At 44.9% G+C, this 12,237-nt stretch carries 11 protein-coding genes; 6 read left to right on the top strand and 5 right to left on the bottom strand.

The features are described from left to right. The 5 genes from GRFL_RS06500 to hemA are packed head-to-tail and all read right to left on the bottom strand — an operon-like array spanning position 1 to position 4,256. Complete coding sequence (locus GRFL_RS06500; protein ID WP_083643843.1) at positions 1–390, bottom strand: hypothetical protein; 390 nt, start codon at positions 388–390, stop codon at positions 1–3. 12 nt (positions 391–402) lie between these two features. After that, on the bottom strand, positions 403–1,428 hold the full coding sequence (gene hemE, locus GRFL_RS06495) for a uroporphyrinogen decarboxylase (RefSeq protein ID WP_083643842.1): 1,026 nt from the start codon (positions 1,426–1,428) through the stop codon (positions 403–405). Then, entirely contained in the window at positions 1,428–2,087 is a 660-nt protein-coding gene (locus GRFL_RS06490; protein WP_083643841.1) for a uroporphyrinogen-III synthase, read from the bottom strand. Before GRFL_RS06490 ends, hemE begins: the two co-directional genes overlap by 1 nt. A gap of 1 nt (position 2,088) precedes the next feature. After that, a complete protein-coding gene (hemC, locus tag GRFL_RS06485) occupies positions 2,089–3,003 on the bottom strand; it encodes a hydroxymethylbilane synthase (protein ID WP_083643840.1) in 915 nt (304 codons plus the stop codon). Further along, positions 3,000–4,256, bottom strand: coding sequence for a glutamyl-tRNA reductase (gene hemA, locus GRFL_RS06480; protein WP_083643839.1), 1,257 nt, complete (start codon positions 4,254–4,256; stop codon positions 3,000–3,002). Before hemA ends, hemC begins: the two co-directional genes overlap by 4 nt. A 200-nt stretch (positions 4,257–4,456) precedes the next feature. On the opposite strand from hemA, the gene GRFL_RS06475 reads away from it, so the two are divergent. The 6 genes from GRFL_RS06475 to GRFL_RS06450 all read left to right on the top strand — a co-directional run bounded on the left by GRFL_RS06475 (position 4,457) and on the right by GRFL_RS06450 (position 12,213). Next, positions 4,457–5,347, top strand: coding sequence for an AraC family transcriptional regulator (locus tag GRFL_RS06475; RefSeq protein ID WP_083643838.1), 891 nt, complete (start codon positions 4,457–4,459; stop codon positions 5,345–5,347). Between the two features lies 1 nt (position 5,348). Then, a complete protein-coding gene (locus GRFL_RS06470) occupies positions 5,349–6,068 on the top strand; it encodes a ThuA domain-containing protein (RefSeq protein WP_083643837.1) in 720 nt (239 codons plus the stop codon). Between the two features lie 69 nt (positions 6,069–6,137). Beyond that, the gene (gene hemH, locus GRFL_RS06465; RefSeq protein ID WP_083643836.1) at positions 6,138–7,172 is read left to right on the top strand and encodes a ferrochelatase; all 1,035 of its coding nucleotides are present in this window, start codon (positions 6,138–6,140) and stop codon (positions 7,170–7,172) included. Continuing rightward, a complete protein-coding gene (locus GRFL_RS06460; protein WP_083643835.1) occupies positions 7,172–8,512 on the top strand; it encodes an MATE family efflux transporter in 1,341 nt (446 codons plus the stop codon). The genes hemH and GRFL_RS06460 overlap by 1 nt, the downstream gene beginning before the upstream one ends. Before the next feature lie 57 nt (positions 8,513–8,569). Continuing rightward, positions 8,570–11,665 carry a VPS10 domain-containing protein gene (locus GRFL_RS06455; protein WP_083643834.1) on the top strand — a complete coding sequence of 1,032 codons (3,096 nt, stop codon included), beginning with the start codon at positions 8,570–8,572 and terminating at the stop codon, positions 11,663–11,665. Further along, positions 11,665–12,213, top strand: a complete 549-nt coding sequence (locus tag GRFL_RS06450) for a CopD family protein (protein WP_083643833.1) — start codon at positions 11,665–11,667, stop codon at positions 12,211–12,213. The genes GRFL_RS06455 and GRFL_RS06450 overlap by 1 nt, the downstream gene beginning before the upstream one ends. The last annotated feature ends 24 nt before the right edge of the window (positions 12,214–12,237 follow it).

Here is a 12,237-nt window from a genome sequence, read left to right as displayed (position 1 = left end):
TTAAGCGTTTTTTGCGGAATTTATTTTTTCAATAAGACTGAAAGAAAAGGTTTTGCTTTGAATCTGCGAATGTTCGTAAAGTGCAACCGCGTGAGCCGATAATTCCAGGTGGTGTTCCGGCTCGACCCTGGAAATATTGAAAAGCAGGTCACCAAGTTGCTCATATTGCGCAGCGGTAAATTCCTGTTCCTGCAACTTCAGCAGCAAGACATCAGGAGAAATGTCATATAGTTCAGAAATGCCAATTCCAGAGAGTTCTTCCAGGATCTTGCTCACCTTTTCACGTTGCTGTTTCCGCCACAGATCGGGTTCAAAATTCTCTTCCAGCAAGCCGGTTAAAACCTGTCCTGCTTTTTCATTTTCTTCGTCTCTGAAACCTTTACTGAGCATATTTCTGAATTTTTAGGAACGATATTCTTTTACGGCATCCACGAAAGCCCGTGCATTGTCTACCGGGATATCCGGAAGAATTCCGTGGCCCAAGTTTGCGATATAGCGATCTTTTCCGAATTCGTTGATCATCTGGTGCACCATATGGCGAATTTCAATTGGCTTGGAATACAGCCTGGCCGGGTCAAAATTCCCCTGTAAGGTGATGTTTCCACCGCTGAGATAACGTGCGTTTCTGGCTTCGCAGGTCCAGTCTACACCCAGTGCAGCCGCACCGCTCTGGGACATTTGTTTCAATGCGAACCAGCAACCTTTTCCGTAGGCGATCACCGGGACTTCGTTTTTCAGTGCGTTGATGATCTGCTGCATGTATTTCCACGAAAATTCCTGGTAATCTTTCGGTTCCAGTAAACCGCCCCAGGAATCAAAAAGCTGAACGGCATCTACACCGGCTTTTACTTTTTCCTTAAGGTAGGCGATCGTGGTATCAGTAATTTTTTGCAGTAAACGGTGAGCCGCAATTGGTTCCATAAAGCAGAATTTCTTGGCTTTATCAAACGTTTTGGAACCATGGCCCTGAACCAGGTAGCAGAGGATCGTCCAGGGTGAACCGGCAAAACCGATAAGCGGCACTTCTCCATTAAGTTCCTGCTTGGTGAATTTAATAGCCTGGTATACATAGTCCAGCTCTTCCTGAACATCTGGCACAATGACCTGCTCCACTTTTTCCGGAGTATTGATGGGTTGCGGCACCACGGGGCCTTTTCCGGGTTGCATTTCGATATGAATACCCATCGCCTGTGGTACGACCAGGATGTCACTGAAAAGTATGGCGGCATCCGGACCAACCTGCCTGATGGGCATTACGGTGATTTCAGTGGCGAGTTCCGGGGTACGGCAACGGGTGAAGAAATCGTATTTTTCTTTCAGTTTCATGAAATCTGGCAGGTATCTTCCTGCCTGTCTCATCATCCATACCGGTGGTCTTTCCACGCTTTCGCCGCGAAGGGCTCTTAATAAAAGGTCATTTTCGATCATTACTGATGTGTTTCTTTTCTAAAATGATTCACCGCTTTTGCGATGAGGTTTTCGATGCCGGGCCTGGCGGCGACCACGATATTTTTGGTATGTTTCCGGGCTTCGGAAGCAGTGGTTTCGCCAATGCAAAAAGCAGTTCCCTGCATCTGGTTTTGTAGGTGGTAGCTCTGTACACCACTGGGGCTGAAAAACAGGATCCCGTCAAATGGCTGCGGAAATTCCATCGCCTGCAAGCTTGTGCGGTATACCTCGATTTCGTCTATTTTGACACGATGCTTTTTCAATGTTTCCGGCAGTTCGTCCCGGCGTTTATTTCCGCAGAAAAAGATAAAATTTACTTCGGAAAAATCAGTGGTAATTTTCATTGCTAATTCTGAAGCATCCTGGGCTTTCACTTTCACTGAAATGCCCTGTTCCTCCAGCAAGGCGGCCGTTTTATCTCCCACGCAAAAAGCATTTTGTATTTCAACCGCTTTCTGCAGAATGGCTTTTACGGCATTTTTACTGGTGAAAACAGCATTTTCTATGGGCTGCTGCGGAATTTTGAACTCGCTCATTTCGATCCTGATCGCGTCATACTGTACCAGGCTCAGGCCGGCATTCAGGAGTAATTCTTCCTGATTTCGTTCGAGCTTTTTGGTAGACAGGATGCGAACCATTTTATGTATTTAAAATCTTCCGAAGTTCCTGCATCAGTTCCTTTCCACCGTTTTCCAGCAGCTCGATAGCGGCATTTTTACCTATTTCGGCATGCGCTCCCAGGGGCAGGATCTTTTCGGTTTCGAATTTCTGCTTTCCGTCCAGGCTGAATAGCGCACCGCGAAAATGTACATTTCCGTCTACTATTTCTGCCAGCGCACCAATCGGCGCGGTACAGCCGCCTTCGAGGGTCCGCAAAAATTGCCGTTCAATATGCACGCATACTTGAGAGGCTTCATGGTTCAGGGCAGCAAGTGCCTTTCTGCAATAATCGTCATTTTCCATCGCCACGATGAGCATCGCGCCTTGTGCTGGCGCGGGAAGCATCCAGTTGAGGTTGATATGGTTTTCTGGTAAAACTTCGATGCGTTCGAGTCCGGCAGCCGCAAATATCGCCCCGTTCCAGTCATTATCCTGTAGTTTCTGAAGCCTGGTGTTCACATTTCCGCGAAGATCGGTGACCCGGTGTTTTGGGTAACGATGCAGCCACTGTGCCTTACGGCGTAGGCTTCCGGTTGCGATCATACCTTCAGTTTCCAGAAAATCGGTGCCCTTATGCACCAGAATATCCAGGGTATTCGCTCTTTTCATCACCGCTCCTTCCACTATGCCTTTTGGCAAGGCTGTAGGCACATCTTTCATGGAATGCACCGCGATGTCTACCTCGCCTTTGATCATGGCCACGTCCAGGGTTTTGGTGAAAATCCCGGTAATTCCCATTTCATAAAGCGGTTGGTCCAGGTTGAGGTCGCCGGTAGATTTTACCGGAACAAGCTCGGTTTGGTGACCGGTATGTTCCAGTGCTCGTTGTACGGTTTTGGCCTGCCACAACGCGAGTTCGCTGTCGCGGGTTCCAATTCTGATCACTTTGCTCATTGGTGTACTTCTTCAAGCTGAAACACTTTCTGGATCAGTTCCAGGCTTTCATCAGTAGAAGCAGCGTCTTCCTTGAGGTGATTGGCGAAGTGTTTCATGATTTTCTGGATCATGCGGTTGGTCACGATTTCGGCATGTTCATCATTGAAATCGGCGATCTTTTTGCGCTGAAAATCCATTTCCGCATCTTTCATCGATCGCAATTTTTTCTTCAGTGCCTTGATTGTTGGTGCAAATTTGCGGGTTTCCAGCCACTGGTTGAATTCCCCTTCGATCTCTACGATGATCTTTTCAGCCTGTGGAATGAATTGTTTGCGGCGCTCGAGCGTTTCATCAGTCATCTGGGACAGATGGTCCAGATGCACGAGCTGCACATTTTCCAGTTCGGTCACGTCTTCGGCCACATTCTTAGGGATGGATAGATCGAGGATCAGTAATTGTTTTTTGGAATAGATCAACTCTTTGGAAATAGTGGGATTTTGAGCGCCAGTTGCGACAATCAGGATATCGGCATTGCGAATTTCAGCCTGAAGGTCGGCATAATCTTTAACGATCAAATTGAATTTCCCTGCGATCTTTTCCGCTTTATCCTTGGTGCGGTTGATGAGGGTAATATGGTTGTTGCGCGTATGTTTGACGAGATTCTCACAGGTGTTTCTACCAATTTTCCCGGTTCCGAAGAGCAAAATGTTCTTTTCAGAAACTTTTTCGATGGTATTGAGGATGTACTGTACCGAAGCAAAAGAAACGGAAGTAGCTCCACTGGAGATCTCCGTCTCGTTTTTGATCCTTTTGCTCGCCTGAATCACCGCGTTGATCAGTCTTTCCAGATAGGCATTTACCAGTCCCAGGTTTTTGGAACGCACAAATGCGATCTTCAGCTGACTGATAATTTCAAAGTCACCAAGAATCTGACTGTCCAGCCCGGTTCCTACACGGAACAGATGAGAAACAGCCTGCTTGTTTTTGTATACATAAGCCACTTTCTCAAATTCTTCGACCGTACCGTGTGTATGTTCGCACAGCAACTTGATCAGTTGAAAAGGGTGTTGGGCAAAACCGTAAATTTCAGTACGGTTGCAGGTTGAAGTAACGAGAATAGCATCGATCCCTTCCTCTTTGGCCTGTTCCAGCAAACGTTCCTTTGCTTGCTCGTCCAGGCTGAAGTGACCTCTTATATGGGCATCGGCCTTTTTGTAGCTCAGGCCAATGATGTAAAAATGTTTTCCTTTCGAATTTTGAGTTCCTTCCATAAATGATTCAGGAGATTCGCTGGCAAAATTAACGGAATGCTTATTTAAAAAATAACGCTGCAGGTACTAAATATGTCGATAGATGATAATTATCATCTTTTGAAGGGCAAAATTAGTCAAATACGTTACATTTGTAGTAAACATAGCTGTTTTCAGGCTTATTGTTTAGATTGATTCTAAATAAACATAAATTCTGAAAGATGGAAACCCGGGAAAAAAATAACGCTGTAAGTATTTCTGAGGAAATTAAAGTTGAAGAAGGTTTTTTTATACTGAAGTTTCAGAACGATACCGGAGACAGTAAGCTCATGTCCAGGGCGATAGACAACAACTACATTCAGTTTCACTTCAATGTAAAAGGGCACAGCAAGTTCCTGTTCAATAATAATTCCTACGAACTTCCGCTGGCAGAAGAAAATTCGCTGCTGCTGTATAACCCGCAGCGCGATCTCCCGCTGAACGTTACCCTGGCTGCAGAATCCTGGCTGGTTTCCCTGGTGATCTCCATTAAAAAATTCCATTCGCTGTTCTCTCAGGAAGCCGATTATATTACTTTTTTGAGCGCGGAAAATAAGGATAAGAAATATTATCGCGATGCGGCGATCACCCCATCGATGGCGGTGGTGCTCAATCAGATCATGAATTTCAACCTGACGCCGAGCATCAAAAATTTGTATTTTCATGCCAAGGCTTTTGAGCTTTTGAGCCTCTATTTCAATAAATCGGAAAATCCCGATGTGGAGCAGTGCCCGTTTTTAAGCGATGAGGAAAACATCAAAAAAATCCGCAGGGCCAAGGATATTGTGATCTCGAGAATGGCCGAACCGCCATCGCTTCAGGAGCTTTCAGATGAAATTGGGCTGAGTCTCAAAAAACTGAAAGAAGGTTTCAAGCAAATCTATGGCGACTCGGTTTACAGCTTTCTTTTCGATTATAAAATGGAGTACGCACGAAAATTGCTGGAGTCTGGTGAATATAATGTGAACGAAGTGGGGTTAAAAGTGGGTTACAGCACGGCGAGCCATTTTATTGCAGGTTTCAAGAAAAAATTTGGAACCACTCCAAAAAAGTATATTCTTTCAATCAATTAATATGAAGAACATTGCCATAATGGGCATTTTTATGCTCCTTTCCCTTTCGACCTTTGCACAGAAAAAAGTGCTGATATTTTCTGAAACTGCCGGCTATCACCATAATTCGATACCTACCGGTGTCGCCGCTCTGAGCGAGATTGCGCGGGAGCACGATTTTCAGGTAGATACCACCAGTGTTTCTGATATTTTTCAGAATACACTGGATTATGATCTCATCATTTTCCTGAATACGACCGGTGATGTTTTAAACGATTTGGAGCAGGGAAATTTTCAACAGTATATTGAAAACGGCGGAAATTATTTTGGTATCCACGCCGCAGCAGATACTGAATATGACTGGCCTTTCTACGGAAAACTGGTCGGCGCTTATTTCGAAAGTCATCCGCATATCCAGGAGGCAGAGGTCGATGTGGTTTCGGATAGCCCGTTGGTTTCCTTTCTTCCGAAAAAGTGGAAAAGAACAGATGAGTGGTACAATTATAAAGACATCCAGGACAATTTAACCGTACTGCTTCAGCTGAATGAAAGTTCGTATGAAGGCGGGAAAAATGGCAAATTTCATCCAACCGCCTGGTACCAGGAAACCGGTTTTGGAGGCATCGCTTTTTATACCGGTGGTGGCCATACCGATGAAGCGTATTCCGAACCACTTTTCAGGAAACACCTTGAAAATGCGATGCTTTTCGCAATGGGTGAAAAACCGACTATCAAACAATAGAAAAGGCTGATTTACTTGCTGCGTTTTTGCGGAGCAGGAATTTTATTTTTGTGTTGAAAAAGAAAAATTATGAGTAAAGGTGTGCTGCTGGTCAATCTGGGTTCTCCAGAGAGTACCGATCCTAAAGACGTAAAGAAATATCTGGGAGAATTCCTGATGGACGAGCGTGTGATCGACGTTCCTTTATGGGCCCGAACCTTACTGGTTAAAGGAATTATTCTGAATACCCGCCCGAAGAAATCAGCTGAAGCTTACAGCAAGATCTGGTGGGAAGAAGGCTCTCCTCTTATTGTGCTTTCAGAAAGACTTCAGGATAAAATTGACAATATTACTTCTGTGCCGATCGCGCTGGCAATGCGTTATGGGACGCCATCGATTTATGACGGTTTAAAAGAACTGGAAGAAAAAGGAGTTGATGAAGTTCTTATTTTTCCGCTTTACCCGCAATTCGCCATGGCCACTACGGAAACGATTCTGGTTTTGGCTGAAGAATTACGCCAAAAGTATTTTCCGAAGATGAATTTCACCAGTGTTCCGGCCTTTTATAATCATCCAGATTATATCAGAACTCTTGCAAATAGTATTTCTGAAAGACTGGAAGGTGTGGATTATGAGCATTTACTGTTTTCCTATCACGGTGTTCCGGAAAGACATATTCGTAAAAGCGACATCACCAATTCTCATTGCAAGATAGATGGCAGTTGTTGCCAGACAGCTTCTACGGCACACCAGTTCTGTTATCGTCACCAGTGTTTTGAGACCACGCGCCTGGTTGCAGAATATTTAGGGCTTAAACCAAATACTTTCAGCGTTAGTTTTCAGTCCAGATTAGGATTTGATCCGTGGCTAAAACCATATACCGATCGTACGATCGAACGCTTCGGAAACCAGGGAATGAAAAAGCTGGCGATCGTAACTCCGGCTTTCGTTTCAGATTGCCTGGAAACTTTAGAGGAGATCGCGATGGAAGGGGAAGAGATCTTTCATGAAGTTGGCGGAAAAGAATTTACCGTGGTGCCTTGTTTGAATGATCGCGAAGAATGGGTGAAGGTATTGGCCAGGTGGATTGATGAATGGGCTCACCAAAAGCCTGTTGAAGCCTGATGCAGCGCAAGGAGTCAGCTGAATTAGGCCAGAAACCCATCAGTAAACTACTGATTGGTCAGGCGGTCCCGGCATCCATCGGGATCCTGGTCATGTCGCTGAACATTCTTATCGATACTATTTTTGTTGGAAACTGGATCGGCCCGATCGCTATTGCAGCGATCAATGTTGTTCTGCCGGTTTCCTTTTTTATTGCCGCACTCGGGATGGCGATCGGAATCGGAGGTTCTTCGATCATTTCCCGCGCCCTTGGTGCGAATGACAAGCTGAAGGCCCTCAAAACTTTCGGAAACCAGATCACGCTCACGCTCATTCTGACTATCGGGATGGTTGTTCCCGGACTGATCTTTATGGATTCCATCATTCCAACATTTGGAGGGAAGGGCGATATCTTTGATCCCGCAAAGATCTATTACACGGTAGTACTCTATGGAGTTCCATTTCTGGCGCTTTGTATGATGGGCAACACGGTAATTCGTGCAGAAGGAAAACCGAGATTTGCCATGATCGCGATGATCATTCCTTCGGTTGGAAATCTTATTCTGGATTATATATTGATCAATCAGCTCAATTGGGGAATGGCAGGAGCAGCCTGGGCTACCACTGCTTCTTACCTTTGCTGCTTCGCTTATATCCTCTGGTTTTTTCTTTCGGGTAAATCGGAATTAAGAATTTCCAGGACTCACTTCAGGCTGGATGTGCCAATTCTAAAAGAAATTGGTTCGCTCGGCGCAGTAACGCTTGCGCGGCAGGCGGTAGTGAGTATTGTTTACTTATTGATGAACAACATTCTTTTCAAACTGGGCGGCGAAACTTCGATTACCGTTTATGCCATTATTGCCAGAATGCTGATGTTCGCCTTGTTCCCGGTTCTCGGGGTAACCCAGGGTTTTTTACCAATTGCCGGGTTTAATTACGGAGCTGAAAAATATCAACGGGTACGGAAAAGTATTAATCTGGCGATCCTGTATTCCTGTACACTGGGACTGGCCATTTTCGCCGGAATCATGTTTTTCGCGGAAGATATCGTCCGCATCTTTACGCAAAATGAAACAATTATTGCTGAAACACCTTCAGCCATGCGCTGGGTTTTCGCTGCCACGCCCATTGTGGCTTTGCAGCTGATCGGTGCGGCCTATTTCCAGGCGATCGGTAAAGCGATCCCTGCATTTTTACTCACACTTTCAAGGCAGGGATTCATCTTTATTCCGCTGGTACTTATACTTCCGAAGTTCTATGGCGAAACAGGGGTTTGGGTGAGTTTTCCGCTGGCAGACCTGTTTTCAACCATTATTACAGCTTATTTTCTGAACCGTGAAATCGTACGCACGCTGAAATAGCCTTTTCTTCAACGGTGAATATTGTCTATATTTAAGTGCAATTTGAGCTGTTTTCCTATGAATAAATTTCTACGCTTGCCGGTTGTATTCCTTTTTCTGATCACCGGCGTCATTTCTTCCGCACAGAATTTTGACGAAAAACTTTATGAATCGCTGGAATATCGCCTGATCGGTCCTTTTCGTGGTGGCCGCAGTGCGGCAGTTACCGGCGTTCCCGGTGAGCCGGATCTCTATTATTTTGGAGCTACTGGTGGTGGAGTCTGGAAAACCGAGAATGGCGGGGAAACCTGGGAAAGTATTTCAGATGGATTTTTTGGTGGATCGATAGGTGCAGTGACCGTAGCGCCGAGCGATCATAATGTGATCTACGTGGGCGGAGGGGAATCAACCATCCGCGGAAATGTTTCTTCAGGTAATGGCGTTTGGAAATCAGAAGACGCTGGGAAAAGCTGGACATACATGGGTTTGCCTGAAAGCAGGCATATTCCTAGGATTGTGGTAGACCCAAATGACTATAACACGGTTTACGCGGCTGTTCTTGGAAATATCTACAAGCCAACCGAGGAACGCGGAGTTTATAAATCTACCGATGGAGGTAAGAACTGGAAAAAGATATTATTTGCCAATCAGGATGCCGGGGCGGTAGATCTGGTTATGGATTCGACGAATCCACGAATTCTATATGCTTCTACTTGGAACTTAAGAAGAACTCCTTACAGTCTTTCCAGTGGCGGGCCCGGTTCAGCATTATGGAAAAGTACCGATAGCGGGGAAACCTGGAAGGAGATTTCAAAAAATAATGGTTTTCCAACCGATACTTTAGGAATTATTGGGGTGACCGTGTCGCCGGTAAATAGCGATCGCGTTTGGGCTATCGTGGAAAATAAAGATAAAGGCGGCGTTTACCGTAGCGATGACGGTGGCCAGAAATGGAACCACGTAAACGATGATCGTTCGCTTCGCCAACGTGCCTGGTATTACACCAAAATTTATGCAGATTCGCAGGATGAAAACACGGTTTACGTGATGAACGTAAGTTATCATAAAAGCACTGATGGCGGAAAGACTTTCAGTAGTTACAATGCGCCGCATGGCGATCACCATGATCTATGGATCGCTCCCGAAGACAATTCACGAATGATCATTGCCGATGACGGTGGGGCACAGGTCACTTACGATGGCGGAAGCAATTGGAGCACGTATTACAATCAGCCGACCGCGCAATTTTACAGGCTCACGACCGATAATGCTTTTCCTTACCGAATCTATGCTGCACAGCAGGACAATTCCACGATTCGAATTCCGTATAGAACAGAAGGCGGGAGCATAGGCGAAAATGACTGGGAGGAAACTGCCGGCGGTGAAAGTGCACATATTGCCGTAGACCCTGAGAATCCTGAAATAGTTTACGGCGGAAGTTATGACGGATTTTTGACACGTTATAACCACGAAAAAAATACAGTTAGAAGTGTAAGTGTCTGGCCTGATAACCCAATGGGTCATGGCGCCGAGGATATGAAATACCGATTTCAGTGGAATTTCCCGATCTTCTTCTCTCCGAATGATCCTGATAAGATCTATACTGCTTCCAATCACCTTCATATGAGTACCAATGAAGGGCAGACCTGGGAAGTGATCAGTCCGGATTTGACAAGGAATGATCCTGAAAAGCTGAAATCTTCTGGTGGACCGATCACCCAGGATAATACTTCCGTAGAATATTACTGTACGATTTTCGCTGCTGCGGAATCGGCTGTAAAACCTGGTGTACTTTGGACGGGAAGCGATGACGGACTCATTCATGTTTCGCAGAACGGGGGAGAAAGCTGGGAAAATGTTACTCCGAAGAATTTACCAAAATGGGCTATGATCAACAGCGTTGAGCCATCAGCTTTTGACGCCGGGACCTGTTATGTTGCTACTACCACCTATAAACTAGGTGATTTTGCACCATATCTTTTCAAAACTACCGATTACGGAAAGTCCTGGAAAAAGATCACCAACGGTATTGCTGAGGAGGATTTTACACGTGTTGTACGTGAAGACCCAAAACAAAAGGGATTGCTCTATGCCGGAACAGAAAACGGAATGTATATCTCATTTGATGATGGAGCGAACTGGCGCTCATTTCAGCTGAATTTGCCAATCGTACCAATTACCGATTTATTGATCAAGGACAATGACCTGATAGTGGCTACGCAGGGTAGGAGTATCTGGATCATCGATGATCTTTCGCTTTTACATCAGTTGTATAAAACCAATAGCACAGCAACTAATCTCTTTCAGCCTGCGAAAAGCTATCGAATGGGCGGTTATTCCAGGAAAAATTCCAAAACTGCCGGAACCAATCACTTGCCGGGAGTGGTGACCTATTTCTACCTGGAAAATGATCCGGAAAACGATACAATAAAACTCAGTTACCTGGATAAAAAAAACGATACTATTAAAAGTTTCAGCAATAAGTCTGAAAAAAATAAGCTGGAGGTCAAGCAGGGAGCCAATATGAATGATTGGGACCTGCGAGGTGAAGGTGCAGAACGACTGGACGGAATGATCTTATGGTGGGCAAGTACCGAGGCGCCACAGGCCGTTCCGGGAGAATATCAGGTGGTGCTGGAAGTGAACGATGAGGTGATGAAAAAAGACTTTGAAATCGTTCCAGATCCTAATGCTGAAACCGATATTGCCGGAATGCAGCAACAGTTTGATTTTATTAGTGATATAAATGCCACTGTTGATAAGGCGCATAAATCGATCAAGAAAATGCGAGATCTGGAAAGCCAGTTGAAAGCTTTTCAGAAGCAGTATAAAGGAAACGAGAAAACGAAAGAGCTGATCGAAAAAGCTGGAAAACTAAGCGATTCCATTTCAGAAATTGAAAATGCGTTGTACCAGACCAAGAACAGGAGTAACCAGGATCCGCTGAATTTCCCTATAAAACTCACCAATAAACTGGCGCATTTGAACAGTCTGGTTGGAATGGACGATTTCCCACCAACAGATGCTGATATTGAAGTGAAAAATGAATTGACTGCAAAGATCAATGCAGAATTGGATAAATTTGACGCGTTGTTGAACGAGGAAGTAGCCGATTTCAATAGAAAGTTCAATGAACTGAACCTGAATTATCTTTTTACTGAACCAGCCGATTAATGGAGTACTACAATTATATCAAATCCCTGCATCTCATTTTTGTGATCACCTGGTTTGCGGGCTTGTTTTATATACCACGACTATTCATCTACCAGATCGAAGCTTCCGAAAAACCGGAACCGGATCGGTCAATTTTGACCACTCAGTTGAAATTGATGGCGAAGAGATTGTGGTTTATCATTACCTGGCCTTCAGCGATCCTGGCAACGATCTTCGCTATAATTTTACTGCTCATGATGCCGGCCTGGCTGCAGCAGGGATGGATGCACGTGAAACTGTTTTTTGTGCTGCTGCTTTTCGCATATCATATCAAAACACACCTGATATTTAACCAACTACAGAATGATGTGGTAAAGTGGACCTCTTCGAAAATGCGGATCTGGAATGAAGGTTCTACGCTGATCTTGTTTTCGGTAATTTTCCTGGTGATCGTTCGTAGCGCGATTAACTGGATTTTTGGTGTGATCGGGATTTTTGTTCTGGCGATCATGCTGATGTTAGGCATCAGGTTGTATAAAAGAATTCGCTCAAAAAACCCGAATGCCTGATATGGTGCGATAATTGTTGAAAAA

The organism is Christiangramia flava JLT2011 (assembly GCF_001951155.1).
Classification (GTDB): domain Bacteria; phylum Bacteroidota; class Bacteroidia; order Flavobacteriales; family Flavobacteriaceae; genus Christiangramia; species Christiangramia flava.
The sequence above is the reverse complement of the archived record's forward strand: the minus strand, read 5'-3'. Positions and strand labels throughout refer to the sequence as shown.

Excerpts from the sequence above, each read along its gene's own strand:
- GRFL_RS06500 (WP_083643843.1), bottom strand. The coding sequence starts at position 390 with ATGCTCAGTAAAGGTTTCAGAGACGAAGAAAATGAAAAAGCAGGACAG.
- hemE (WP_083643842.1), bottom strand. The coding sequence starts at position 1,428 with ATGATCGAAAATGACCTTTTATTAAGAGCCCTTCGCGGCGAAAGCGTG.
- GRFL_RS06490 (WP_083643841.1), bottom strand. The coding sequence starts at position 2,087 with ATGGTTCGCATCCTGTCTACCAAAAAGCTCGAACGAAATCAGGAAGAA.
- hemC (WP_083643840.1), bottom strand. The coding sequence starts at position 3,003 with ATGAGCAAAGTGATCAGAATTGGAACCCGCGACAGCGAACTCGCGTTG.
- hemA (WP_083643839.1), bottom strand. The coding sequence starts at position 4,256 with ATGGAAGGAACTCAAAATTCGAAAGGAAAACATTTTTACATCATTGGC.
- GRFL_RS06475 (WP_083643838.1), top strand. The coding sequence starts at position 4,457 with ATGGAAACCCGGGAAAAAAATAACGCTGTAAGTATTTCTGAGGAAATT.
- GRFL_RS06470 (WP_083643837.1), top strand. The coding sequence starts at position 5,349 with ATGAAGAACATTGCCATAATGGGCATTTTTATGCTCCTTTCCCTTTCG.
- hemH (WP_083643836.1), top strand. The coding sequence starts at position 6,138 with ATGAGTAAAGGTGTGCTGCTGGTCAATCTGGGTTCTCCAGAGAGTACC.
- GRFL_RS06460 (WP_083643835.1), top strand. The coding sequence starts at position 7,172 with ATGCAGCGCAAGGAGTCAGCTGAATTAGGCCAGAAACCCATCAGTAAA.
- GRFL_RS06455 (WP_083643834.1), top strand. The coding sequence starts at position 8,570 with ATGAATAAATTTCTACGCTTGCCGGTTGTATTCCTTTTTCTGATCACC.
- GRFL_RS06450 (WP_083643833.1), top strand. The coding sequence starts at position 11,665 with ATGGAGTACTACAATTATATCAAATCCCTGCATCTCATTTTTGTGATC.